At 35.5% G+C, this 25922-nt stretch carries 28 protein-coding genes and 2 riboswitches; of the genes, 17 read left to right on the plus strand and 11 right to left on the minus strand.

Annotated elements, in window-relative coordinates:
• The first annotated feature begins 130 nt into the window (after positions 1 to 130).
• Genes nagA through phnF form a run of 3 tightly spaced genes read left to right on the plus strand, consistent with a single transcriptional unit; the run spans position 131 to position 2727 of the window.
• Entirely contained in the window at positions 131 to 1273 is a 1143-nt protein-coding gene (gene nagA, locus RBB48_RS03130; protein WP_002107769.1) for an N-acetylglucosamine-6-phosphate deacetylase, read from the plus strand.
• Positions 1274 to 1277: 4 nt separating this feature from the next.
• The gene (gene nagB / locus RBB48_RS03135) at positions 1278 to 2066 is read left to right on the plus strand and encodes a glucosamine-6-phosphate deaminase (protein WP_001024205.1); all 789 of its coding nucleotides are present in this window, start codon (positions 1278 to 1280) and stop codon (positions 2064 to 2066) included.
• Positions 1996 to 2727 (plus strand): phosphonate metabolism transcriptional regulator PhnF, encoded by a 732-nt coding sequence (gene phnF, locus RBB48_RS03140; protein WP_002194085.1) that lies wholly within the window; start codon positions 1996 to 1998, stop codon positions 2725 to 2727. The genes nagB and phnF overlap by 71 nt, the downstream gene beginning before the upstream one ends.
• Positions 2728 to 2797: 70 nt before the next feature.
• Here the strand turns inward: phnF and RBB48_RS03145 are convergent, their stop codons facing one another.
• Complete coding sequence (locus RBB48_RS03145) at positions 2798 to 3604, minus strand: Cof-type HAD-IIB family hydrolase (RefSeq protein ID WP_046956417.1); 807 nt, start codon at positions 3602 to 3604, stop codon at positions 2798 to 2800.
• A gap of 165 nt (positions 3605 to 3769) precedes the next feature.
• Here RBB48_RS03145 and glcT point away from each other — a divergent pair, with 165 nt between their 5' ends.
• From glcT to ptsP, 4 genes are all read left to right on the plus strand, one after another.
• On the plus strand, positions 3770 to 4618 hold the full coding sequence (glcT, locus tag RBB48_RS03150; protein WP_001067321.1) for a glucose PTS transporter transcription antiterminator GlcT: 849 nt from the start codon (positions 3770 to 3772) through the stop codon (positions 4616 to 4618).
• 339 nt (positions 4619 to 4957) lie between these two features.
• A complete protein-coding gene (gene ptsG, locus RBB48_RS03155) occupies positions 4958 to 7021 on the plus strand; it encodes a PTS glucose transporter subunit IIABC (RefSeq protein WP_000473194.1) in 2064 nt (687 codons plus the stop codon).
• Between the two features lie 136 nt (positions 7022 to 7157).
• Positions 7158 to 7421 (plus strand): phosphocarrier protein HPr, encoded by a 264-nt coding sequence (gene ptsH / locus RBB48_RS03160; protein ID WP_000411080.1) that lies wholly within the window; start codon positions 7158 to 7160, stop codon positions 7419 to 7421.
• On the plus strand, positions 7421 to 9133 hold the full coding sequence (ptsP, locus tag RBB48_RS03165; protein ID WP_000174214.1) for a phosphoenolpyruvate--protein phosphotransferase: 1713 nt from the start codon (positions 7421 to 7423) through the stop codon (positions 9131 to 9133). Before ptsH ends, ptsP begins: the two co-directional genes overlap by 1 nt.
• Positions 9134 to 9230: 97 nt before the next feature.
• Here the strand turns inward: ptsP and RBB48_RS03170 are convergent, their stop codons facing one another.
• The 3 genes from RBB48_RS03170 to RBB48_RS03180 form a co-directional block, all read right to left on the minus strand.
• A complete protein-coding gene (locus RBB48_RS03170; RefSeq protein WP_000468033.1) occupies positions 9231 to 9596 on the minus strand; it encodes a DUF3915 domain-containing protein in 366 nt (121 codons plus the stop codon).
• A 196-nt stretch (positions 9597 to 9792) separates the two neighbouring features.
• A complete protein-coding gene (locus tag RBB48_RS03175; protein WP_088064340.1) occupies positions 9793 to 10011 on the minus strand; it encodes a hypothetical protein in 219 nt (72 codons plus the stop codon).
• Between the two features lie 345 nt (positions 10012 to 10356).
• Positions 10357 to 10974: a nitroreductase family protein gene (locus RBB48_RS03180; RefSeq protein WP_000180385.1), complete on the minus strand. Its 618-nt coding sequence runs from the start codon at positions 10972 to 10974 to the stop codon at positions 10357 to 10359.
• Positions 10975 to 11304: 330 nt separating this feature from the next.
• Between RBB48_RS03180 and RBB48_RS03185 the strand changes: the two genes are divergently transcribed.
• The 4 genes from RBB48_RS03185 (at position 11305) to RBB48_RS03200 (ending at position 15045) form a co-directional block, all read left to right on the plus strand.
• Positions 11305 to 12597: a GGDEF domain-containing protein gene (locus RBB48_RS03185; protein ID WP_141542697.1), complete on the plus strand. Its 1293-nt coding sequence runs from the start codon at positions 11305 to 11307 to the stop codon at positions 12595 to 12597.
• Positions 12598 to 12687: 90 nt separating this feature from the next.
• Positions 12688 to 13824, plus strand: a complete 1137-nt coding sequence (locus RBB48_RS03190) for a serine hydrolase domain-containing protein (RefSeq protein WP_141542696.1) — start codon at positions 12688 to 12690, stop codon at positions 13822 to 13824.
• Between the two features lie 4 nt (positions 13825 to 13828).
• Entirely contained in the window at positions 13829 to 14707 is an 879-nt protein-coding gene (locus RBB48_RS03195; RefSeq protein ID WP_088064338.1) for an NAD(P)-dependent oxidoreductase, read from the plus strand.
• Positions 14708 to 14712: 5 nt separating this feature from the next.
• Positions 14713 to 15045 carry a DUF3909 family protein gene (locus RBB48_RS03200; protein ID WP_087985115.1) on the plus strand — a complete coding sequence of 111 codons (333 nt, stop codon included), beginning with the start codon at positions 14713 to 14715 and terminating at the stop codon, positions 15043 to 15045.
• A gap of 51 nt (positions 15046 to 15096) precedes the next feature.
• Here RBB48_RS03200 and RBB48_RS03205 read toward each other — a convergent pair whose 3' ends face one another.
• From RBB48_RS03205 to RBB48_RS03230, 6 genes are all read right to left on the minus strand, one after another.
• A complete protein-coding gene (locus tag RBB48_RS03205) occupies positions 15097 to 15372 on the minus strand; it encodes a hypothetical protein (protein ID WP_000054671.1) in 276 nt (91 codons plus the stop codon).
• 309 nt (positions 15373 to 15681) lie between these two features.
• Positions 15682 to 16194 (minus strand): 1,2-dihydroxy-3-keto-5-methylthiopentene dioxygenase, encoded by a 513-nt coding sequence (locus RBB48_RS03210; protein ID WP_000057324.1) that lies wholly within the window; start codon positions 16192 to 16194, stop codon positions 15682 to 15684.
• Positions 16172 to 16810, minus strand: a complete 639-nt coding sequence (locus RBB48_RS03215; protein ID WP_000811328.1) for a methylthioribulose 1-phosphate dehydratase — start codon at positions 16808 to 16810, stop codon at positions 16172 to 16174. Before RBB48_RS03215 ends, RBB48_RS03210 begins: the two co-directional genes overlap by 23 nt.
• Positions 16807 to 17466, minus strand: coding sequence for a 2-hydroxy-3-keto-5-methylthiopentenyl-1-phosphate phosphatase (locus RBB48_RS03220; RefSeq protein ID WP_000027484.1), 660 nt, complete (start codon positions 17464 to 17466; stop codon positions 16807 to 16809). The genes RBB48_RS03215 and RBB48_RS03220 overlap by 4 nt, the downstream gene beginning before the upstream one ends.
• A complete protein-coding gene (gene mtnW, locus RBB48_RS03225) occupies positions 17463 to 18707 on the minus strand; it encodes a 2,3-diketo-5-methylthiopentyl-1-phosphate enolase (RefSeq protein WP_087985114.1) in 1245 nt (414 codons plus the stop codon). The genes RBB48_RS03220 and mtnW overlap by 4 nt, the downstream gene beginning before the upstream one ends.
• Before the next feature lie 64 nt (positions 18708 to 18771).
• Positions 18772 to 18877, minus strand: a riboswitch (SAM riboswitch).
• A 64-nt stretch (positions 18878 to 18941) separates the two neighbouring features.
• A complete protein-coding gene (locus RBB48_RS03230; protein ID WP_087985113.1) occupies positions 18942 to 20120 on the minus strand; it encodes a pyridoxal phosphate-dependent aminotransferase in 1179 nt (392 codons plus the stop codon).
• A 14-nt stretch (positions 20121 to 20134) separates the two neighbouring features.
• Between RBB48_RS03230 and RBB48_RS03235 the strand changes: the two genes are divergently transcribed.
• The 4 genes from RBB48_RS03235 (at position 20135) to RBB48_RS03250 (ending at position 23749) form a co-directional block, all read left to right on the plus strand.
• Positions 20135 to 20998, plus strand: a complete 864-nt coding sequence (locus tag RBB48_RS03235; RefSeq protein ID WP_141542705.1) for a carbon-nitrogen family hydrolase — start codon at positions 20135 to 20137, stop codon at positions 20996 to 20998.
• Positions 20999 to 21069: 71 nt separating this feature from the next.
• A riboswitch (SAM riboswitch) is annotated at positions 21070 to 21212 on the plus strand.
• Between the two features lie 90 nt (positions 21213 to 21302).
• Positions 21303 to 22484 carry an S-methyl-5-thioribose kinase gene (mtnK, locus tag RBB48_RS03240; protein WP_097889643.1) on the plus strand — a complete coding sequence of 394 codons (1182 nt, stop codon included), beginning with the start codon at positions 21303 to 21305 and terminating at the stop codon, positions 22482 to 22484.
• Positions 22481 to 23542 carry an S-methyl-5-thioribose-1-phosphate isomerase gene (gene mtnA / locus RBB48_RS03245; protein WP_097889644.1) on the plus strand — a complete coding sequence of 354 codons (1062 nt, stop codon included), beginning with the start codon at positions 22481 to 22483 and terminating at the stop codon, positions 23540 to 23542. The genes mtnK and mtnA overlap by 4 nt, the downstream gene beginning before the upstream one ends.
• A 69-nt stretch (positions 23543 to 23611) precedes the next feature.
• Positions 23612 to 23749 (plus strand): YvrJ family protein, encoded by a 138-nt coding sequence (locus RBB48_RS03250; RefSeq protein WP_000393345.1) that lies wholly within the window; start codon positions 23612 to 23614, stop codon positions 23747 to 23749.
• A 94-nt stretch (positions 23750 to 23843) separates the two neighbouring features.
• On the opposite strand, the gene RBB48_RS03255 is transcribed toward RBB48_RS03250, so the two are convergent.
• Positions 23844 to 24620 (minus strand): 3-hydroxybutyrate dehydrogenase, encoded by a 777-nt coding sequence (locus RBB48_RS03255; RefSeq protein WP_000258444.1) that lies wholly within the window; start codon positions 24618 to 24620, stop codon positions 23844 to 23846.
• A 195-nt stretch (positions 24621 to 24815) separates the two neighbouring features.
• Between RBB48_RS03255 and RBB48_RS03260 the strand changes: the two genes are divergently transcribed.
• Together RBB48_RS03260 and RBB48_RS03265 are read left to right on the plus strand one after the other, a co-directional pair.
• A complete protein-coding gene (locus RBB48_RS03260) occupies positions 24816 to 25160 on the plus strand; it encodes a PadR family transcriptional regulator (RefSeq protein WP_088608096.1) in 345 nt (114 codons plus the stop codon).
• A complete protein-coding gene (locus tag RBB48_RS03265) occupies positions 25147 to 25914 on the plus strand; it encodes a DUF1129 domain-containing protein (RefSeq protein ID WP_097907173.1) in 768 nt (255 codons plus the stop codon). The genes RBB48_RS03260 and RBB48_RS03265 overlap by 14 nt, the downstream gene beginning before the upstream one ends.
• Positions 25915 to 25922 lie beyond the last annotated feature (8 nt).

Raw genomic sequence — 25922 nt, forward strand, 5'->3', positions numbered from 1 at the left:
TCCTTTTTGTTAAACAAAGAGGAAATTTCATCCGAATGTCTAGACAACTACTCGTGCATATATTAAGATGGAATTAGGCGAATAAGGTAATAATAACAAGTAGGTATTTCATGGGAAAGGATCGATGAAAATGAAAACGCAAGTTGTCATCAATGCCAAAATTTATACAGGTCAAGAAGTAGTGGAAAACGGATTTATTCGTTACGCAGAAACAATTAAAGAAATTGGTTTGATGGCTCAATATGTATCACAAGAAAATGAAGCGGTTTTAGATGCAGCAGGGAAGATTGTGATTCCAGGTATGATTGATGTTCATATTCATGGTGGATACGATATTGATGCGATGGATGCAAATAGCGATGGATTAGTAACTCTAGGTAAAGAAATGTTAAAAGAAGGAGTTACAACTTACTTTCCAACAACAATGACACAAGCTCCAGAAGCAATCGAAGCGGCACTACATGCTGCGAAGGAAGCAAAAGAAAAAGGAGCACATTTCGAATATATTCACTTAGAAGGACCGTATGTTTCAAAAAAACGTGCAGGTGCACAACCACTTGAACATATTGTTCCTGCGAATATTGAACAATTTAAACAATGGCAGGAAGCAAGCGGGAATCTAATTAAATTAGTAACATATGCACCTGAAGAAGAAGGTGCGTTAGAGTTTGAGCAGTATCTTGCTGAAACTGGTGTTGTTGGCACAATGGGGCATACAGATGCAATTGATGCGCAACTAAAAAATAGAAACATTACACATGCAACGCATTTATACAATCAAATGCGTGGATTACATCACCGAGAACCAGGAGTTGTTGGTCATGTGTTATTAAATCCAGATGTAATGGTTGAAGTAATTACAGATGGTATTCATATTCACCCTGATATGGTGAAATTAGCATATAAATTAAAAGGACCGAAAAAAGTAAGTGTTATTACTGACGCAATGCGTGCAAAAGGTCTTGAAGATGGATTATATGAGCTTGGCGGACAGCCAGTACATGTAAAAGATGGTAGTGCTCGATTAGAAGATGGAACGTTAGCTGGTAGTATTCTAAAAATGGATCAAGCTTTCCGAAATGTAATTGAATTTACAGGTTGTTCAATCGAAGATGCAGTACTGATGACATCAGTTAACCAAGCAGAAGAGTTTGGATTAAATCATAAAGGTGCATTAGCGGTAGGAAAAGATGCAGACTTTGTTGTGATGAATGAAGATTTACATGTATATGATACGGTTCGTTTAGGAATTCATATGAAGGAAGGGAAGTAATTAAATGAATATTCTTGTTGTAAAAACTCCAGAAGAACTAGCAGAAGCAGGGTATAAATTAATTGAAGAAGTTGTAAAAACAAAAGAAAATCCAACATTAGGAATGGCTACAGGAAGCTCTCCATTAGGTATTTATGCAGAAATGCGAAAAAATAAACTTGATACAAGCCGTGTAACCACTGTAAACTTAGATGAGTACGTAAATTTACCACATGAAGATAAAAACAGCTATCACTATTTCATGCAAGAACAGTTGTTTGATCATCTTCCATTTAAACAAACTTATGTACCAAACGGGATGGCAAGTGATTTAGAGGAAGAGTGCAAACGTTACGAGGGCATTCTAGCTGCTAACCCAGTTGACCTACAGATTCTTGGAATCGGTGAAAACGGTCACATCGGATTTAACGAACCAGGAACACTGTTTAATTCTCCAACAAACATTGTTGAATTAACAGAATCTACACGCCAAGCAAACCTTCGCTTCTTCGAAAAAGAAGAAGATGTGCCAACGCATGCGATTACAATGGGAATTGGAAGCATTATGAAAGCGAAACAAATTCTACTTGTTGCTATGGGTTCTAAAAAGGCAGAAGCTGTGAAAGAATTATTGCAAGGTGAATATAGCGAAGCGTGTCCTGCTACAGTTTTACAACGTCATCCGAATGTAACCGTAATCGCTGATCAAGAAGCTCTATCTTTATGCAGTGAGGCGATTGCTGATGAACATCGACAAGTATTCACCATTTCCGATCTATTATCAGATTCAAGAGTGGGTGAAACAGCTAATTGAGGACGGCGAATGGAAGCCGGGAGATAAAATCCCATCTGAGAATGAACTTTGCGATAAGTTCGAAGTGAGTCGTATGACAATCAGACAGGCGATTAATAATTTAGTGGAACAAGGTTATTTATATCGGAAACGTGGAATCGGTACGTTTGTCCAACTTCCGAAAGTGGAACAAAAATTGCAAGGAATGACGGGATTCACAGAAGATATGATTTCTCGTGGGATGAACCCAAGTAGTCAATTACTTAGTTTCCGCCTAGTTCCAGCTACTGCGAAAATAGCAGACCGGTTGAGAATACAGGAGGGAGAGTCGGTTTATGAAGTGAGGCGTATACGTTTAGCTGATGATGAACCGATTGCTTTTGAGACGACATATTTGTCGCCAGCTCTTGTAAAAGATATTAACGAAGAAATATTGCAACAATCTTTATATGAACATTTAGAGAAAAAACTGGGCTTTAAACTTGTTAGCGCTACTCAATCAATTGAAGCTTCAATTGCAACGGATAATGAAGCTGAACATCTGCATATTCCTAAAAAGGCGCCAGTGCTTGTAATGCGTCAATGGTCATATTCAGAAGGTGAAGTACCGTTAGAGTATGTGAAATGTATTTATCGTGGGGATCGTTATAAGTTTATTACAAACATCGCACGTAACAAATAATATATTTCAGTTCGTGAAGTACAGTTAATGTCAAATTGTTTAACATGTAAAGAAAAAATACGACTCATCCTTACAAGGAGTGAGTCGTATTTTTATTATGAGTAATTACGTGGTTAACAGCATCTTTAACTGTATTTACTACATAGTGAGCGTGTTCTTTTACTGCTTCATCTGCTTGAGACATAGCAAAACTGTGAGGAGTTAAAGAAAACATCGGGATATCATTATAAGAATCCCCTATGCAAGCAACTTCCTCTGGTTGTAGTTGAAACTCTTTTAATAAAACAGAAATAGCAGCCCCTTTACTAATATTAGGTGGCATTACATCTAAACATTGTTCTGCTGAAATGAATGTACTAACTTTTCCGTGGAATTTTTCATCAATTTTTTTCTGAAGGAGTTGTAAGCTTTCCTTTGTTCCACCGACAGAGATTTTATTTGGGAAAATTGTATCATCAATTTTCTGTAATAGATGCGGTTCTTCAACAGAAGTCATCGTTACTTGTTGTTCAAGCTCATGAATGAACGGTGTTTTCTCTTCAATGTAATAATTATGCTCATCACTTACATAACGAAAATAAGGATCTTCATTTGTCATTGCTAACAGATCAGGTAGAATACTCGAATCAAATGTTGCGGATAATAGTTGCTTGTTTTCATGTGTGTACACGAAAACACCATTTACACTAATACGATGGAAATTTGTATTTACAGCTTTCATTAAGTCTGCAATTTCATTATCCAATCGGCCAGAAGCGAAACAAAGAATAACATTTTGCTCAGCAAGACTACGAAGTGCTACAATATCTTGTTCGTCAATTAGCCCTCCGTGTTGCATCATTGTACCATCGATATCACTTACAAACATTTTAATCATGTTGTTATCTCCTTTCTATGTACAGTTGCTCTTACATTATACGCATCATATATAAACATGTCTAAAAAATGAATTTTTATGAAATGGTAGATGTTTTACATTGACGACAAAGAAGAATGTTCTGTAACATAAAAGCAGGCTATTTAAGTACGAGGGTGGTGTTATATGAATAATTATCTAGAAATTAAAAAAGTTTTAAATAATAATGTCATCATTGCTAGCCATCCTGAACATGAGGAAGTAGTAGTGATTGGTAAAGGGATTGGATTTGGGAAAAAAGCGAAAGATGTATTGGAGCAAGAACAAATTGAAAAAATGTTTGTTTTAAAAAATGAACGTGATCGTGAACAATACAAACTGTTAGTGCCGCATGTGAGTGAAAAACTAATTGAATTAATGAATGATATTATGTTCTACATTCAAGAAAAAGCAAAATCACCATTGAATGAACATATTCATATCGCTTTAACAGATCATATTTCTTTTGCGATTAAGCGGTTAAAACAAGGACTTACAATTGATAATCCTTTTTTAGTTGAAACGAAAATGCTCTATCCAGAGGAATATGAAATTGCTGAAGGTGTTGTAGACCTTTTAAATTCTCGTTTACAAATTACATTGCCAGAAGGAGAAATTGGTTTTATTGCACTCCATATTTACAGTTCGCTTACAAATTCAGATTTATCTTCAGTTAATCAAAACTCTCGTCTCATTGCACAGCTCGTATCTTTAATTGAGACAAACTTACAAATTACATTAGACCAAGAAAGTATCCACTATTTACGCCTTATCCGTCATTTACAATACGCAATTGAACGGGTAAAAAAAGGGGAAAAAGTAGAGGAATCACAAAGTTTTGCTGATTTATTAAAGGCAGAATATCCTGTCTGTTATAATTTAGCTTGGAAGCTAGTTAAGGTCATGCAAAAAGAATTGCAACTTCCTGTGTATGAAGCAGAGAGCATATATTTAACGATGCACCTGCAGCGCTTAGTGAAAGCAGAGCATGTGTAAAAAGACATATATTTTTGTCTAAAATGAAAACGTTAAAAAAAATCATTGAATCGCTTACAATAGTTATGTATAATAACTATTGCAAAGTTATACAAATTTCGACAAACACATTAAGGTAAGTAACGAAAACGTTTGCCTTAATTATAGTGAACTTATACGTAAACCTATTTTTGACACGTGTTACTGATTCGATCAGGCATGAGTGGAGAAAAGCAAGGAATGTAAGCTTGAGAAAGGGATATACTACCCTTTGTATAGCTATCGTTCTATCTTTTTTTCCTCATGTCTTTTTGGCGTTTGTCGGAAGGTATCAATATAGATAAGAGAGGAAGGGTTTCCATGTTTAAGAAGATCTTTGGTGTTCTTCAAAAAGTCGGAAAAGCGTTAATGCTTCCAGTAGCGATTTTACCGGCAGCAGGTATTTTACTTGGATTTGGTAATGCATTTCAAAATCCACAGTTAACAAATGTTATTCCTGCTTTAAAAGCAGATTGGTTCGTAATGGTAGCAAAAATTATGGAACAATCTGGTGATATTATTTTCGCTAACCTTGCATTATTATTCGCAGTTGGGGTAGCAATTGGTTTAGCTGGTGGAGACGGAGTAGCTGGATTAGCAGCGTTCGTCGGCTACTTAATTATGAACAAAACGATGAGTGTGTTCTTAGAAGTAGATAAGCTAGTAAAAGTAACAAGTTCTGGAGCAGACCCAGTAAAAATTGGATTTACAGATCCAGCATATGCAAACGTATTAGGAATTCCAACGCTACAAACGGGAGTGTTTGGTGGTATTATCGTCGGTATAGTAGCGGCATATTGCTACAATAAATACTTCAACATTGAATTACCATCATACTTAGGTTTCTTCGCAGGTAAGCGTTTCGTACCGATCGCAACTGCAACATTCTCTTTAGTAGTAGGTATAATCATGTGTTTCATTTGGCCATATATTCAAGGTGGCTTAAATACGTTCTCACATCAAATGATTGATGCAAATAGAACATTAGCAGCATTCATATTCGGTTTAATTGAACGTTCATTAATTCCATTTGGATTACATCATATTTTCTATTCACCGTTCTGGTTCGAATTCGGTCAGTATACAAATGCAGCTGGCGAATTAATCCGTGGTGACCAAAAAATCTTTATGGCACAGTTAAAAGACGGTGTAGAATTAACAGCAGGTACATTTACAACTGGTAAGTATCCGTTCATGATGTTCGGTCTTCCAGCAGCAGCATTAGCAATGTACCATGAAGCACGTCCAGAAAATAAAAAATTAGCAGCTGGTATTTTAGGTTCTGCTGCATTAACATCTTTCTTAACAGGTATTACAGAACCACTTGAATTTTCATTCTTATTCGTAGCACCAGTACTATTCGGAATTCACGCAGTATTCGCTGGTCTATCATTTATGACAATGCAAATTTTAGGTGTTAAAATTGGTATGACATTCTCTGGTGGTTTAATCGACTTTATGTTATTCGGTGTACTGCCAGGCCGTACAGCATGGTGGTGGGTAATTATTGTTGGTCTTGTACTAGCAGTTATTTACTACTTCGGATTCCGCTTTGCAATCCGTAAATGGGATTTAAAAACACCTGGTCGTGAAGTAGCAAATGCAAATGACGGCGCAGGTAAAACAGAAGCAGGAGAACTTCCACGTGAAGTATTAGTAGCACTTGGTGGTAAAGAAAACATTGCTTCTTTAGACGCTTGTATTACTCGTTTACGTGTTCAAGTTAACGAACAAAAGAATGTAAACAAAGATCGCTTAAAAGAGCTTGGAGCAGCTGGTGTACTTGAAGTTGGAAATAACATTCAAGCTATTTTTGGACCGAAATCTGACACATTAAAATCACAAATTCATGATATTATGTCAGGTCGTACACCTCATGTTGAAAAAGAAGAGCCTGTAAAGGTAGAAGAAACTCCTAAACAAGTTGATGAAAACGAAACAATCGTATCACCAATTGAAGGGAAAATCTTACCGATTACAGAAGTACCTGATCAAGTATTCTCAGGAAAAATGATGGGAGACGGATTTGCAATCGAGCCAACAGAAGGAACAGTAGTTTCTCCAGTTAACGGTGAGATCGTCAACGTATTCCCTACAAAGCATGCGATTGGTATTCAATCTGAAGGCGGAAAAGAAATTTTAATCCACTTCGGTATTGATACTGTAAAATTAAATGGTGAGGGTTTTGAAGCACTTGTAGCACAAGGCGACAAAGTGAAACAAGGACAACCATTATTAAAAGTAGATCTTGCATTTGTAAAAGAAAATGCACCATCTATCATTACACCAATTGTCTTTACGAATTTACAACAAGGACAACAAGTCGAATTGAAAAAAGATGGAAATGTTAAGAAGGGCGAAAACGCTATTATTGACATTCAGTAGGAATTTGACGCAAAATGTTTATAATTATAATAGGCGATGTGGTTGACCGAACATCGCCTATTATATACAATAGATGATGTAGTACTCACGTCTATACAACTAAAAAAATACTGTAATTTAAAGGAGATAAATTATCATGGAAAAAATCTTTAAAGTAACTAGCGACTCAGGAATTCATGCTCGTCCAGCAACTCTACTTGTAAACACTGCAAGCAAATTTGGTTCTGACATTAACTTAGAGTATAACGGAAAAAACGTTAACTTAAAATCAATCATGGGCGTTATGTCTTTAGGCATTCAACAAAACGCAGAAATTAAAATCACTGCAAATGGTGATGATGCAGCTCAAGCACTAGCAGCTATCGAAGAAACTATGAAAAACGAAGGATTAGGAGAATAATGACTCTTAACATTCAAGGGATCGCTGCATCAAGTGGGATTGCTATTGCAAAGGCTTTCAGACTTGAGAATCCTGAATTTAACATCGAAAAGAAATCAATTACAAACGAAGCTGCTGAAATTGCACGCTTAGACGCTGCGCTTGAGAAAGCAAAAACTGAATTAGAAGCAATTAAGGACCATGCTTTTGCTGAGCTGGGTGCCGATAAAGCTGCGATCTTTGAAGCACATTTATTAGTGTTAAATGATCCAGAACTAGTAAACCCAGTAAAAGATAAAGTAAATAGTGAAAAAGTAAATGCTGAATTTGCAATGGATGAAGTTGCATCAATGTTTATTTCTATGTTTGAAAATATGGATAACGAATATATGAAAGAACGTGCTGCGGACATTCGTGACGTAACAAAACGCGTTCTTGCACATTTACTAGGAATTAACTTCTCAAACCCTGGTACAATTTCTGAAGAAGTAATCATCATTGCTGAAGATTTAACACCATCTGATACAGCTCAGTTAAACCGTAAGTATGCAAAAGGTTTTACAACTGATATCGGTGGACGTACATCTCACTCTGCAATTATGGCTCGTTCTATGGAAATTCCTGCAGTTGTTGGTACGAAAGTTGTTATGGAGAAAATCCAAAACGGCGATATCGTAATCATCGACGGTTTAGATGGAGAAGTAATTGTAAATCCATCAGAAGAAACTCTTCGTTCTTTTGAAGAAAAGAAAGCGAAATTTGAAGAGCAAAAAACTGAATGGGCAAAATTAAAAGACCAAGCTACTGTAACAAGTGATGGACATCACGTTGAGCTTGTTGCAAATATCGGAACACCAAATGATGTACAAGGTATTATCGATAATGGCGGAGAAGGCGTTGGTTTATACCGTACAGAATTCTTATACATGGGCCGTGACAATCTTCCAACAGAAGAAGAGCAGTTCGAAGCGTATAAAGCAGTTCTTGAAGGTGTAAAAGAAGGTCAACCTGTTGTTGTTCGTACACTTGACATCGGTGGAGATAAAGAGCTTCCATACTTACATTTACCAAAAGAAATGAACCCATTCTTAGGATACCGTGCAATTCGCTTATGTCTTGATGAGCAAGATGTGTTCCGTACACAACTTCGTGCATTACTTCGTGCTAGCGTATACGGTAACTTAAAAATTATGTTCCCAATGATTGCAACTCTTGATGAGTTCCGTCAAGCGAAAGCAATCTTATTAGAAGAGAAAGCGAAACTTGTAGAAGCGGGGACAACTGTTTCTGATTCAATTGAAGTCGGTATGATGGTTGAAATCCCAGCTTCAGCAGTATTAGCAGATCAATTCGCAAAAGAAGTTGATTTCTTCTCTATCGGAACAAATGACTTAATCCAATACACAATGGCTGCAGACCGTATGAACGAACAAGTAGCTTACTTATACCAACCATATAACCCATCTATTTTACGTCTTGTAAAAATGGTTATCGATGCGGCTCATAAAGAAGGCAAATGGGCTGGTATGTGTGGTGAGATGGCGGGCGATTCACTTGCTATCCCATTATTATTAGGATTAGGTTTAGATGAGTTCAGTATGAGTGCAACATCTATTCTTCCTGCAAGAACACAACTAAGCAAGTTGTCAAAAGCAGAAATGGAAACATTAGCAGAAAAAGCATTAATGATGTCAACTGCTGAAGAAGTTGTTGAACTAGTTAAAAGCATATAATCAATAAAAAAACCTGAGTCGATTTGAAATCGGTCTCAGGTTTTTTCTATGAGAAAAGTAAATCTTATTTTCTTACTATAGAGGATAAGGAACGGAATTAGATAGCGATAGCAACGATATCAGTTGGGCATACACGTAAAATACCAGTAAAAGTATTTCGATTTTGATTGTTCTTATCGTCTTTATTATTATCTTTATCGTCTTTGTTATTACGAGCTAAAGCAGAGAAAAGAGCAACGCCGTTAGCGAAACCTTCAAAAATTACATTGTTGAATGTTCCGTTACCTCTAATGCTTAAAAGAGAAAGTTCTGTTCCAACTGAAATGCTAGCAAGTACGTTACATACAGCTGGTTGTTGTGGTTTTACCTCTCTCTCTTTCTCGCGATGGTCACGATGGTCGCACTCTCTTTCACGATGATGACAGTCTCTAAAGTTATCACAGCATCCAAATGATCCAAACATAATCCTCATCACCCCCTTCACACTTATAATCTATGTAAGTTCGGTAGTGAGTGACTGGACAGAGAGTGGAATTTTTTCTGGGGGATTTTCTCATTTTAAAAGACTAGCTGGGTGTTTAGTACGGAATGATGTTTAAAATAGGGGAAATATCACAAAAAAGTGTAAAGACCACCGAAATGAATGAAATAGGTAGGCTTTACACTTTTTTACTTTTATATAAAACGATGATATATACAGGGAGAGCTAAGAGTAGTGGTGCAATGGATCTTGCAGTATGTTTTTCCGCGTCTAATTTGAACGCTTCTTCTTTTGGGAATTGTAACACTGATATGTTTGTAGCATCGCCAATAAAATATAACAGCAGTACAGTTACTATGTAACTTAAAAGTGCGATAAAGCTTCCGTATGAACTCAATGAAAATCCCTCTCTTGTTATCTATTTGTTATCATTGTATCATAATTGTAACAAAAACACACGGTTATATTTCGATACTTTAACAAAATTCGACACGAAACGCCATTTATGTGTATGGGAATAGCATGAAGTTTACTGTTTTTTTATGTATAGATGTCGAATAATACATTGTAATATTACGGGTGTGTGACAGAATAAAAAAGAAACGAAGGTAATTTCATTACCTTCGTTTCTTTTTTATTCTGTATTAAAGAGCAGTAACCCCCCCACCTCAAAATTCAGCGAAAGCAAAGAAGTTAGGCGGAGGATTAACTGTCCATAAAAACCGATTATATTTTCACTTTATTATTTTGCCCATTCACTCACTTGTTCTACGCTCATTCGTGGTGCAGGATGACCTTTTAAAGTTGATTCACCAATTGTAATAAGCATAATTGGTACGTAACGAGATGAAACATTGAATTCTTCTGTAAGTGCTTGTGGGTTGAAACCACCAATAGCACAAGTATCCCAGCCAGTTGCTTTAGCCGCAAGCATAAGTTGCATTGCTGCTAAAGATGCATTTGAAAAGGCTGCATCTCTTGGGAATTGCTCACGAGCATATGCAGACTCAATATTTTTAGCTAAGCGCTCTTTTGCTTCTTCTTTCATAAATCCTTGTTCTACAATTGGACCATAAACTGGTTCAACGTTTTTATAAGCTTCTAAATCACCTAAAATAGCGACTACAGCAGAAGCATCAAGTATTTGTTGCTGGTTATAAGCAATTGGATGCAATCGTTTCTGTACATCTTCACCTTGGAATACAAGGAATTTCCAGTGCTGCAAGTTCCAAGCAGAAGGTGCTTGAGCAGCTCCCTTTAAAATCTCGTGTAACTCTGTAGATGAAATTTCTTTCTCTGGGTTGAATGCACGTGTAGATGTGCGTTCGTATAGAACATTAAAAAAGTTGTCGTTTGTCATTATATATCCTCCAAGTAACATATCAAATTATAAAAAAATACATGTAATATATTCTACTTACATTTTGTAAGTTGTCGAATTTAAGAATATAATATCTTTATTTTAATTGTCAAGTTTTAAAGAGGAAGCTAGGGCATTCATACAAACGATACAATTCCTATAATCATACACTAGAAAAGGAATTTATAGAGAAAAAGCGAAGAGAGCATTCTCAATTAGCTTGTTAATATGTATCCCTCACTCATTAAAGTATTTAGAGAACAGTCTTTTTATAAAATGTTTGTGAGGAATGCAGTAGAACAAGATATATGAAGTGAGTGAAGACTAGTGATGAACATACTACATTTTTTATTAGAGAATACGGTTTTCCAAAATGTATTACAAGATCTTCAGTTAAATGTCCTTTATATAGAAAATGGATGTACACATCAACAAACGATAGAAAATATTCATCCAAAATGTATGTTTATAGCAAATAGTTTTGAAGAAGGAGAATTATTGTTTCAGAGAACAAAACCACATATTGTAATTATGTATGTAACAGATTTTTCTCAAATAAAATATATAAAGAATATGTATAATCCACAGAGTACATTTATTGTCATTTGGGATCAACAGATAACAAGCGAGTTTGCAGAGGTGCTTACGTTAGGAATACGTAATATTGTGATAGCTCCTGTGACTCCACAAATGGTGTTAGAGGAAGTGAATAAGAGTTTGTATCAGCTTTCTTTAGTGCGGCAAGTAAGTTTGCAACAAGAATTACTTCAAACGATGTTTGATTTTCAAAATGATCTATTATTTATAGTAGAAGACGATGAGATTGTTGATTGTAATACAAATTTTTTAGAGTTTTTCGGATATGAAAATTTATTTGCCTATCGTGAGCAACATTTAGTATTTGCTGAACATTTTATTAGAGAAAACGGATACTATTCAACAACTCACGATATAACATGGTTAGATGATACATTATCATATGATAGAAGAATTAAGATGTCCAATTATGAAGGGGAAGTGTCAACTTTTTTATTGCGCGCGACACCACTGCCAGAAGATTTATCAAGATTTATTGTGAAGTGTACAGAGATTACAGAATTAGATGAAATCTATCAAGAACAAGAAAGGCTTGCTATGATAGATTCGTTAACAGAGATTTATAATCGTTTGAAGTTCCAACAAATACTAGAGGCAGAATGGGATAATGCAATGCGTAACGATGAAAAAATAGCACTTATTTTATTTGACATAGATAATTTTAAAATAGTAAATGACACGTATGGCCATGATTTTGGTGACTTAGCATTAATTCAGCTTGCAGAGCTTATGAAATCTAAAGTGGAGCAGCAACATGTATTTGCAAGGTGGGGAGGAGAAGAATTTATTATATTAGTAACTAACACAGTAGAAAAAGAAGCATTTCAGGTTGCGGAATCATTACGATTTTTCATTGAAACAAAGCAGTTCTCCGGAATTTCGAAATTAACAGCGAGTTTTGGAGTTGCGTTATATGAACAAGGGATTACAAGAGAAGAATTAATGCAACGAGCGGATATTGCATTATATGAAGCGAAAAAAAATGGAAAAAATCAAGTGTGTGTATATAGAAAAGAAAAAATGTAATTTTTCGCAACAAATTGTTGCGATTTTTTTTTATTGTTTGATAATAGAATAGGGGGACAATTTTTAGCGAAGGAATTATGGAGGATTAATATGATAAAAAAAGTAATGGTCATGGCTTCACTGTCTGCTATAGTTGGCGGCGGAGTATACTATTTTCTTGTTAACCCCAATATAAAGGAAAACACTGTATTAACAACTAAAGTGAATCCTACTATTGAAACGGAAGTACAAGGGAATATAGAAGAAAAAGAAGAGCAACAAATTGATTATGTTAGCATATCTCAAAAATTAGATCAATATTTAGTCGGAAAGCAATTCAATGGAACAGTTTTGGTAACAGATAAAGAGCATGTTATATTGAATAAAGGATATGGGTATGCTGATGTTCAAAATAAAATAGAAAATACGCCTCACACAAAATATCGTATCGGTTCTATTACGAAAACAGTTGTTGCCACATCTATTTTACAGCTGCAAGAACAAGGGAAATTGAATATTCAAGATAATGTAAATAAATATATTCCTTCATTTCCGGAGAATAAAAATATTACGCTGTATCATTTATTAACGCATACCTCTGGTTTACCTGAACATGCAAAAGGCAATGTTAATGCTGCTTCCCGTTTACAGTTAATTAATTGGATTGGACGTCAAAATTTAGAATTTCCTGCAGGAACAGGTTGGAGATATACAGATTATAATTATATGGTGCTTGCTTATATAATAGAACATATATCGAAAAAACCTTTAGGAGATTACATAAAAGAAAACATATTTGTAAAAGCAGATATGTATGAATCTGGTATGGGAAATATGGTACCTGGAGATAAAAATTTTACAAAGGGTTATGTGAAAAAAAATCAAGAGCTTGTACCAGCGCAGAAGTTAGGCATGGATTGGCTATATGGTTGTGGTGAGATGTATACGACAGTTGGAGATATGAAGAAATTAGACGAAGCAATTATAAATGGAAAACTTCTTTCTGAACAAAGTATACAAGCAATGTTTTCACCTTCAGCAGAACGGAAATATGCATTTAGTTTTTATATATATCCAGATTATTTTCATAATCATGGTGTATTATCTGGTTGGAACACTTTCAATAATTTTAATAAAGAAAAAGGAACTTTTGTTATGTTATTTTCAAATGTGAAAAATAGTATGGATGATGACTTTAATAAAGAGTTCCGAAAGATGGTAAATGATTTATTAGAACAAAGGGGATGAGAAAATGGAACATAAAACTTTATCAATAGGTTTCATTGGTATTGGCGTAATGGGAAAAAGTATGGTTTATCACTTAATGCAAGATGGTCATAAAGTATATGTATATAATAGAACGAAAGCAAAAACAGATTCTTTAGTGCAAGATGGTGCACATTGGTGTGATACACCGAAAGAGTTAGTGAAGCAAGTTGATGTTGTAATGACGATGGTTGGGTATCCACATGATGTAGAAGAAGTATACTTTGGGATAGATGGAATTTTGGAGAATGCAAATGAAGGCACGATAGCAATTGATTTCACGACATCTACACCAACATTGGCAAAACGTATTAACGAAACCGGTAAAAGTAAGAATGTATATACGTTAGATGCGCCTGTATCTGGAGGAGACGTTGGTGCGAAAGAAGCAAGGCTCGCAATTATGGTCGGTGGCGAAAAAGAAATATATGAAAAATGTTTACCGTTATTTGAAAAACTAGGGACAAATATTCAGTTGCAAGGACCAGCTGGAAGTGGACAACATACAAAAATGTGCAATCAAATTGCGATTGCTTCTAACATGATTGGAGTATGTGAAGCTGTTGCTTATGCGAAAAAAGCTGGACTAGACCCAGATAAAGTATTAGAGAGTATTTCAACGGGAGCAGCAGGTAGCTGGTCATTGAGTAACTTAGCTCCCCGAATGTTAAAGGGAGATTTTGAACCAGGGTTTTATGTAAAGCATTTTATGAAAGATATGAAGATAGCTTTAGATGAGGCTGAAAAATTGCAATTGCCAGTGCCAGGTTTAAGTTTGGCGAAGGAATTGTATGAGGAGTTAATGAAAGATGGGGAAGAGAATAGCGGAACACAAGTTTTATACAAAAAATACATAAGGGGGTAAATGAGATGGATCTTCAAAAATTTGATGAGATGATTGATACTGTTCAGCGAACAACTTGTATACAAATTAGTGCAAAACAAAAAGAAGCTTTTAAACAAAAATATGATTTTGAGCCGGAATTCGAATATGGAAGAGATGAGAAGGGGCATTATGTTATTCGAGCTTCAAAAAAGATGTTAGAAGAAATGGATTTTTATTTGGCATTGAAATATGATCGAGATGGGGTTGATCTTTATATGCAAGCAGAGATTGACGGTATATGTCACGTATCTGTTAGCTATAGTGAAGATGTCCTACATTTACAAGAATTGTTTCAATTTCTAGAAGAAAATAAATAAAAGTCCTCATTTGAGGACTTTTATTTATTTAGGTATATTTAATTTTTATAATTATAAGCTAGAAGCTCGGCGGCATCGTTCAATTGGGAATGGAATAACTTGCGCGATGTGATTAGGACCAAATTGTTTTGCACGAGCATGGCGTACTATATAAAATGCACACAGAATTGAAACAGGAATAGCGCCGAATAAACCGAAAAATAAAGCGCTTACACAAGATGCGACAAAACCTAAAACACCAACTTCTAACTCTTCCATAATAGCTCCTAGAATAACAGGAAGTGCTCCACACGTAACCCCTAGTATAAGTGCGATAAGTAAACTCATGATTATCCCCCTCTGTTTGCGATATTCTTTTCCTTTTTATTTAATAGTAGTATACCATACGCAAAACAGAATTTTCAGAAAAAATTCAAAAAAAGTTCAATAAATGTTCAAAAAGTGTTCAGAAATACACTTAAAAAATAGAAGGGGGAGGTTGTTTTTTTGAACGAAAGGAATCGTATGGTTAGGTACATAAAAAATCAGGCTTATTTCATTTTTTGAAATAAGCCTGTTCCATAGGAGGATGTATATATGTAGAGTGAATAAAAGGTTGGAAAAGGGGATCCAAGTCCTTTTATTCAACTAACTACCTTAATAAATTGGAACCCAGCCTTCAGTTGTAACAAAAATACGAATAGCTACAACTTGACGATCATCTTGCAAGGTAAAATAGTGTCTTGCATTTTCTGGAACAGATATGAGATCGCCTGGCTCAAGTTCAACGTCAAAGAATTTGCCATCTTTTCCTTCAATGGCAAAGATGCCATGTCCACTAACAATAAAGCGAACTTCATCATCGGTATGATGGTGTTCTTTTTGGAAATTAATTAATAATTCGTCAAGGTTAGGTGTGCTATTTGAAAGTGAAATTACATCATGTGCTTTATAACCTCGGCGCGCTGAAACATCAGCGATTTCTTTTGAAAACACAGCTAATATTTCAGCCTTGTTTTCATCTGTTAACGAATAATTTTCATTTAAATAAGTAGGAAGTTTAGAGATGTTCCATTTCTCATATAAAACGCCTTCCTCTTGTAGAAATTTAGATACTTCTACTTCATTTTCTATGCGAGTATTTACTTCATGAATACGAATTTGCGCCATTAGAAACGCCTCCTTGAATTGATAATAGTTTTATATGAAATTGGAATAAAAACTCATAAGCTTCTAATCTTTTCTTTGCATCAAAGCTATCTCGGCCCCATACGGTAATACCGTGGTTACGAATTAATACTGCTCCCGAATCTCCTTGTATGTGCTTTCGGAAGTTTTCTCCAAGCGTTGGGATATGGGCATGGTTTTCGATAATAGGAATGTGAATTGTTGCACCTTCTTCCCAAATATCGAGAGCTTTAATAATTTCTTGATTTTGAAGGGTGACTGCATCACTATATAAATTTGTGATGACATTATTATCAGTTGTATGAACATGAAGTACGCACCCAGCATTCGTATTGTTATAAATATGTGTATGCAATATTGTTTCTGCTGAAGGGCGTAATTCAGTCTCTAATACGGGAACCCCTAGATGATCTACTAATAGAAAATCATCTGGAGTAGTTTTTGTTTTATCTTTACCACTTGCTGTAATAAGAAAAGTAAGTGGCTCATGACTAACCTTTATAGAAATATTACCACTCGTTGCTGGAAACCAATTTCGTGTTGTTAATTCTTTTTTTATCTCGCTTAAGTCATACCATTGACGAAAAAGTTGTTTCATGATTTCACCTCCAACAAATGTTTTAATTGGGTTTGAACATCGTGAAATGTTTCAAACGGTGTATAAGCAATATAATTCTCTTCACACTTTGTAATAAGGAAGTCGCGAGCGAATACTTTATCTGCTTGTTTCGCAGCTTGTAAATCAGTAATTGAATCTCCAATCACAATATGGAAGTCATTCGTATCACTTAATTTACGGATTAAAGATGATTTGCATAATCCGCAATGATTTTGACAATGATGATCACAAGGATGAGGCCACTTAACTGTAATGAATTCACTTGAAAAGTCTGTTTCATTACAGTAAATTTGCTCTTTTGGAATGATTCCTTGTAAGAGTGGATAGACGAAGAAATCCATTCCACCTGATATAACGTAAAAAGAAATGTTATTTTCATTTACAAATTGTATAAATTCATGAAAACCACTACGGATTTCAGCAGTTTTTATTAAAAATTGAATCATATCATCGTGTAGACTAGTAGGTATTAATTGAAATAATTGAGAAACACCTTCTTGAATAGACAGCTCTTGTGATAAAATTCTATTCTTTACTTCTTCGGCTTCTGGTGGTGCGAATTTTTCCATAATGGACATAATGTTATCATTATTTGTAATCGTGCCATCGAAATCACAAAATACTTGAATACTCATAATTTCACCCCATGAGAGGGATTTCCCCATATTTGTAGTGCACTATGCAAATTTATGTCATCTACTTCATGGAGTGGTGTATTTTGCAAAGTAGCATTAATTGCAGTACGGAAAGCTTTACCGCCCCCTTGCGCCCCACTTGGATGTCCATGTATCCCGCCGCCAGCATTAATAACAACATCTTTACCGAAATCTCGTACAATAAAGGGAACGAAACCAGGGTGAATACCAGCAGACGGAACAGAAAAACTCTTCTTGAAAAATGCATCGTCTTCAGTTAAATGTTTTGAGATGGCAAGAGCCTCCTCTTTTTCTAGTGCAACACTTCCGTATGGAGATGGGAATAATGAAAAGTCAGCCCCAGCATAACGTAGTAGCTTTCCTAGTAATAATGGAGAGGAAACTCCATATAACTTGGATGATGAATAAGCACCACTTACAGCAGGGTGTGCCATAATAGGAACTGGGATTTCATCATCTTCTGCAAGTGATTGTAGTACATCTAGTCCGTAAGCAAATACATTAAATAATAGAATATCTGCCCCAGCTTGCACTGCGCGTTTCGCATTTTCTTTTAAATCAAAAGTTCGTCCTGTTAAATTTACGGCATATAACGTTTTATGTCCGTATGTTTCATATACGGATTGTAAAACTTCTTTTCCAGATACAATGCGTTTCGTAAGTGGTGTTAATGTATTCTCAAATAATATTTCATCATCTTTTACTATATCTACACCACCAATTGCTTGATCGCGTAATTGTGTTTTTAAATACCCAATATTTCGTCCAATCATTCCTTTAAAAATACTCATTAAAAGGGGACGCTCATGCACTTGTAAAAGATTTCGAATACCATCTATCCCGAATTTTGGACCAGGGAAATATTGTTTTAACTCGTCTGAAAATGTTAAGTCGATTAATTTCACTTCACCATCAAGTGATAGCTTTCCGAATGTAGTTGTTAAAATTGCTGGTAAGTCCGGACTGAAGTTTAATAACGGATATTCGATTTTAATAATCCCGCGTTTAACTTTTTTACGTAAATACGAATTGGTATGTTCTTGTTCAGCTAGTTCCTCAACATGAATGACGTTGCCTTTATGCTGTTTTAATTGTTCTTGCAATAAGTGTGGCAAATGAGTCCAAGAGCCAATTGTTAAACCGAGTGCAATTTGCTCGGCTTTTTTTTCTAAGTTATGTGAATCATCATGGATTAAATACGTTGCTATAATTCCGCTCATTGTTAAAACCTCCTAGTTAAATAAAAAAACCTCTCAGCTAAGGAGAGGTTTTTTTACAACCAGCTCCTTATCTGTCAGCATAATGCTGCGAGAATTAGCACCGTGTCTACAATTGTAGATCGGTTGCCGGGTTTCGTCGGGCTCGTCCCTCCACCTGCTCTTGATAAGAAGTATTTAGAAATGTTTAAATTTTTAAGATAACTGAATTTTGTCAGATATTTTTCATGTTGTCAATTACTTTTTGAAAAAATTTAATTTATCAATTCGATTAATGGCTTCTCTTAATCTATCTTCTGTATGCAAGAGACCAACACGGACATACCCTTCGCCATGTTCACCAAATCCAACACCAGGAGCAACTGCAACGTGTGCTTTTTCTAGTAAAATATTAGAAAATTGCTCAGATGTATATCCTTTCGGAACAGGAAGCCATGCAAAGAATGAGCCTGTTGGAATGTCTACATTCCAACCAATTGAGTGACAAGCTGAAACAAGAGCGTTTCTTCGAGATTCGTAACTATTTACAAGGTCTATTACGCAAGACTGTGAACTTAATAGTGCTTCGCGGGCAGCATCTTGAACTGCACCAAAAATACTAACATACATATGATCTTGTAATAAGTTAATTGTCTCAATCACACTTTCATTCCCCACAGCAAAAGCGATGCGCCATCCAGCCATATTGAAAGTTTTCGATAGAGTGTAAATTTCAATACCTGTATTTTTAGCACCGTCTGCTTGCAAGAAACTAACAGGTTTTTGACCATCGAATCCAATAGCACCGTAAGCAAAATCATGAACGACTAATATATTATGTTCATTAGCAAAATGAATGGTTTCATCAAAGAAACCTTTTGATGCAGTAGCACCGGTAGGATTATTTGGATAGTTTAAAAACATTAACTTTGCACGCTTAGCGGTAGCGGCATCAATTTTTGTATAATCTGGTAAAAAATTATTTTCTGCAATAAGCGGCATTGTTTCAAATTGTGCTTTTGCTAAAGCAACTCCTGATAAATAATCTGGATAGCCTGGATCTGGAACGAGAATAGTATCACCAGGGTTTGTAAAACAAAGTGGTAATTCTACTAATCCAGCTTTTCCACCAAACAAAATAGCAACTTCTGTTTTTGGATTTACTACTACATCATATTCGCGTTGATAGAATGTTGCCACGGCTTCTTTTAAACTTTCGTGTCCGCGAAATGGTGGGTATTTATGATGAATGGTCTTTTCAGCAGCATCTTGTAAAGCTTTTACGATATGCTGCGGTGTTGGTTGATCTGGATTACCTTGACCTAGATTAATAACATCGTGACCATCTGCAACGACTTTGTTAACTTTTGCAACAAGTGAAGCAAAAAATTGTGTAGGCAATGATGTTACTATCTCAGAAGGTTGAAATAATTTCATACTTTCCACCTCTTTTGAAAGTTGTTACAATTCTAGTGACAAATGATATAATCTTTCCAGTATTTTGTAAAGAAAAAATTAAGAATGGGGCTGACAAAATGAAAGTCGCATGTATTCAAATGGATATTGTCTTTGGAGATGTAGAAAAAAATATTGAGAATGCTAAAAATAAAATAAGCGAAGCGATGAAGGAAAGACCAGATGTGATTGTCTTACCAGAACTATGGACAACGGGATATGATTTAACGAGGCTTACTGAAATTGCAGATAGGGATGGATTGCAAACGAAAGAAAAGCTGAAAGAATGGTCGAAGCAATATGGTGTACATATTGTCGGTGGGTCTATAGCGAAGCAAACAGAACAAGGTGTTACAAATACAATGTATGTGGTAAACAAGGAAGGAGAACTAGTCAATGAATATAGTAAAGTGCACTTATTTCAGCTTATGGATGAACATAAATATTTAATCGCGGGAAATAGTACAGGTGAATTTAGGCTAGATGATGTAGAGTGCGCCGGCACAATTTGTTATGATATTCGTTTTCCAGAGTGGATGCGCGTTCATACTGCGAAAGGTGCAAAAGTTTTATTTGTTGTAGCAGAATGGCCATTGGTTCGTTTAGCGCATTGGCGTTTGTTATTGCAAGCAAGAGCAGTTGAAAATCAGTGTTATGTTGTTGCATGTAATAGGGCAGGAAAGGATCCGAATAATGAGTTTGCCGGTCATTCTTTAATTGTCGATCCTTGGGGCGAAGTTGTTGTAGAAGCGAATGAAGAAGAATCAATTTTATTGGGAGAGCTTCATTTTGAGAAAATTAAAGAAGTACGCAAAGGAATTCCAGTTTTTGCAGATCGTCGTCCAGAATTATACAAATAAAATGTTGACAAGTGATTTTTATTCTTGGTATAGTCTTCAACATAAAGTTAAAAATTCAAAAAATTATACAACTCTTATCAAGAGCAGGTGGAGGGATTTGGCCCGATGAAGCCCAGCAACCGACCGTAATACCATTGTGAAATGGGGCGTTTATTTACGCCAAAAGGCACGGTGCTAATTCCAGCAGAAAGTAAATCTTTCTGGCAGATAAGAGGGGAGAAGATAAACTTCAAACCTCTTTCTTTGTGGAAAGAGGTTTTTCTACGTCAGAAAAACCTCTGAATTAAAAAAGGGGGAGAAGACGATGGGATATTATTCATTAACTGAAACGACAGCTATACAATATGCGAAAGAACACGGTTATTTTGAAAAGAAAGCAAATGTAGTTTGTCATGAAATTGGAGATGGAAATTTAAATTACGTGTTCAAATTAGATGATGGAGAGAAGTCTATTATAATAAAACAAGCACTGCCATATGCGAAAGTAGTTGGTGAGAGCTGGCCACTGTCTATAAAAAGAGCGACGATTGAAAGTAAAGCATTACAAATTTTTGCGAAGTATGTGCCGGAATATGTGCCGGTAGTGTACAGTCATGATGAAGAGTTAGCAGTAACAGTCATAGAAGACTTATCAAGGCTAACAATTGCAAGAAAAGGATTAATAGATGGAGAGGAGTACCCGCTTTTATCCCAACATATTGGTCGCTTTCTAGCACATGTGTTGTTTTATACTTCAGATTTCGGTTTACAATCAGAAGAGAAAAGGGTACTAGAAGGTGCATTTGTAAACCCAGATCTTAGTAAAATCACGGAAGATTTAGTGTTTACAGATCCGTTTAGTCATTATAATACGAATGATTATGAACCAGAGTTACAACTAGCGGTGGATGAACTATGGAGTGACAAAAATTTAAAATTAAAAGTAGCACAGTATAAATATAAATTTTTAACGAGAAAAGAAGCGCTTATTCATGGTGATTTACATACTGGTAGTATTTTTTCATCCCCTGCTGAAACGAAAGTAATTGATCCAGAATTTGCAACATATGGTCCATGTGGATTTGATCTTGGCCAATTTATTGCAAATTTATTATTAAATGCACTATCCCGTGAAGAGGAAAAAAGAAGTGTGCTATTTTTCCATATTGAGAAAACATGGAGTTATTTTGTAGAAGCTTTTACGAAGTTATGGATTGGAGAAGGTGTAGAAGCATATACGAAAGAGAAACAATGGTTGCCAATTATTTTGCAAAATATTTTTACAGATGCCGTTGGATTTGCCGGATGTGAGCTTATCCGTAGAACAATTGGCTTAGCGCATGTAGCTGATTTAGATGGAATAGCAAATAAAGAAACGAGAATTCAAGCTAAGAAACAAGCGTTATCCTTAGGTAAAGAACTAATAAAATATGAATCTAAGAGTGCTGATATTCAACTGTTCCGAACATTATTTCAACAGACAGTTTCTGGAGGGATAAAAGCATGAGTACAATTGTTACTGTTCCGAGATCTGTCAGTTGGAAAGGTGATGCCATTGCAGTATTAAATCAAACAAAGTTGCCGCATAGTACAGAATACAAAACATTAACGACGATTGAAGAGGTATGGAAAAGTATTGTCATGCTAGAAGTACGAGGAGCACCTGCAATTGGAATTGTAGCTGCATTTGGCTTGGCACTTGCATCAAAAAAATATAATACTGTACATATGGAAGAATTTCAAAAGAAGTTTAATAGAGATTGTAATTATTTAGGAACGTCACGCCCAACAGCAGTCAATTTATTTTGGGCAATCGATCATATGAGAGAATCAATTCGAGAAATTACTACAATAAAAGAAGCACAAAAAAAATTAGAAGAAGAAGCGCTTCTCATTCAGCAAGAAGATGAAGCAGTATGCCGGAGTATTGGAGAACATGCATTAACATGTTTTAAAGATGGTGATCACATTTTAACAATTTGTAACGCTGGAAGCATTGCAACTGCTAGATATGGTACTGCATTAGCACCGTTTTATATTGGGAAAGAAAAAGGTGTACGTTTACATGCGTATGCGTGTGAAACGAGACCGGTTTTACAAGGCGGGCGTTTAACGACCTGGGAATTAAAACAGGCAAATATTGATGTAACACTTATTACCGATAATACGGCAGCTCATGCTATTCAAACGAAAGAAATAAACGCGATTATTGTAGGAGCGGACCGAATTGTCGCAAATGGAGATACAGCAAATAAAATCGGAACAATGAATTTAGCTATATTAGCAAATTATTTCGATATTCCATTTTACGTTGCAGCTCCGTTATCTACGTTTGATATTACGAAACAAACAGGTACAGAAATTGTTATTGAAGAAAGAGATGAAACCGAAGTTACGAAAATTTTTGGAAAACAAGTGGCGCCAATTGGAACTGATGTTTATAATCCTGCATTTGACGTAACACCGAATGAATTAATTACAGGTATTATTACTGAAAAAGGCATCATATACGGAGATTATAAACGGGAAATTGCATCATTATTTGAAAGACAAGCTAATACATAATAGCTTGTTTTTTTTTATGCCTAAATGTTTTCTTTTCTCTTATTTATATAATGGAAGGAGGCGGAAAAGATGGAAGAGTGGATCAGGATGGTAGGTAATGTAGGGTTTCCGATTGTTGTAACATTATATTTACTCCATCGTATTGAAAGTAAATTAGATGGGGTAATTGTTGCAATCGAGAAACTCCCTAAACAATTACTAAAGTAGGAAGGTCCTCGCGATAGAAAGTAAAATAAAGTTTGCTCTTCGTGAGCAAACTTTATTTTTTACCCCGCATTAATGGGCAGTAAAAGCCTTCACTTTATTGAGCAGTATAACCACCATCGATAACAACGGCTTGTCCAGTTATACCTCTTGCTTTTTCACTCGCTAAAAACATAGCATAATCAGAGATTTCTTGTACTTGCAATAAGCGTTTTTGTGGTACAAGTGGATAAATAACATCTTCTAAAACATTTTCAAGTGGTACATTTCGTGTAGTAGCTAAATCTTGTAGTTGATTACGTACAAGTGGGGTATCGACATAACCAGGACAAAGCGCATTAACGGTAATTCCGTGAGTAGCGCCTTCTAAAGCGGCAACTTTTGTTAATCCGATTACGCCATGCTTCGCGCTATTGTAGGCGGATTTTCCTGCAAATCCAACGAGGCCATTAATGGAGGCTACATTAATAATTCGGCCATACTTTTGTTTTTTCATGATTGGGAAGGCATGCTTAATTGCGATAAAAGGAGCGATTTGCATAATTTTAATAAGTAGTTCAAACTTTTCAGTTGGAAAATCTTCAATTGGTGAAACGTGCTGCATTCCTGCGTTGTTAATTAATATATGTAATGAACCGAAATGAGTAACGGTTTGAGAAATTGCAGCGGTAATTTCTTCTTCAGATGTAACATCACATTTTAAACCGATAGCTTGATAGCCTTCTTTTTGTAATTGTTCAGCAGCTTCTTTTGCACGTTCTTCAAGACGATCGGTAATGACAACTTTTGCACCTTCTTTTGCGAAAGCGTTCCCCATTTCATAACCAATACCGCTTGCAGCACCTGTTAAAAAGACAACTCGATTTGTAACCATGGTGAAAAACATCCCTTCGTAATAAAGTTCTCATATTGCTCTATTTAGAGAGTAGATAATAAAAATCCTGCAAAGATTTGGAAAAATATTGTTAGCTATCTTGTTTTGCAAAATAGCCTCTGCTATACTATTTTGTAAAGCAAGATACTTACGCTTATCTATCTTGTAAAACAAGATAGTGGGAGGATTTGAATTATGTCGACAAGTCAAATGCTGAAAGGGATTTTAGAAGGATGCTTACTTGCTATTATTTCTGAAGGTGAAATATACGGTTATGAAATGAGTGAAAAGCTAGCGAAGTATGGCTTTACTATGGCGAGTGAGGGAAGTATTTATCCGCTATTAATACGAATGCAAAAGGAAGGATTAATAACAAGTGTAATGAAGGAATCTCCATCTGGTCCAAAGCGGAAATATTATACATTAACAGAAAAAGGCGAGGAAGCACTTAATGAATTTATGGATCGCTGGGAAACGATGCAAAGTAGTGTAGAGCGTCTACTTGAGGGGAAGGGGAGAAAAAATAATGTTATCAAGTGAAGCACGAAAGTTTTTATTAGATATGAGATTATTTTTAGTAGCAAAGGGTGTGAAAGAAAGCGATATTGAAAATTTTATAGAAGATGCAGAACTTCATTTAATCGAGGGTGAGAGTGATGGGAAAAGTGTAGAAGATATTTTCGGAAGCTCACCGAAAGAATATGCAAATGAACTTGTAAAAGTAATGGAAAGAGATAGACAGGAAACGTGGAGACAAATTGGTTTTACAGTAATGAATATCGTATCGTTTTGGATTATTGCTTCTATCCTAATAGTGAATAACGGAGTATTACAGATCTCACTTATTCAGTGCGTTGGGTATAGTTTGTCATTGATTTTAGTTGTTATAGGTCCTAATTTTTTACTTCGCAAAATGACCTTCGTAACAAGCTTTACAAAAACGTGGTTTTCTATGTGGTTTTTAGTTATGGTAGCGCCAATGTTTTTAATGGGGGCTGTTACGATATTAGATGTAATCTATCCTACCAAAACGTTTACATTCACCCAAACGCAAAGTTATATATTAGCTGGAGCTATTTTTATGATCACAGTAGCGATAAATATATATTTTGAAGGATGGTTTAAAAACTTATATTTAATTATTCCATTTTCGATTATGTTACTGTTTAAAACATTTACATCAGAAGATCTCGTGCCAATGTTATTTCAAGTTATATGTTTATACGGAAGTTTGTTTATTTTAATTTTCCTTGAAATTATGATGAAGACGAATAGAAGAGAAACGGTTAAATAAGGGAGGGG

Source organism: Bacillus sp. MMSF_3353 (assembly GCF_030733445.1).
In the GTDB taxonomy this organism is placed as follows: domain Bacteria; phylum Bacillota; class Bacilli; order Bacillales; family Bacillaceae_G; genus Bacillus_A; species Bacillus_A wiedmannii.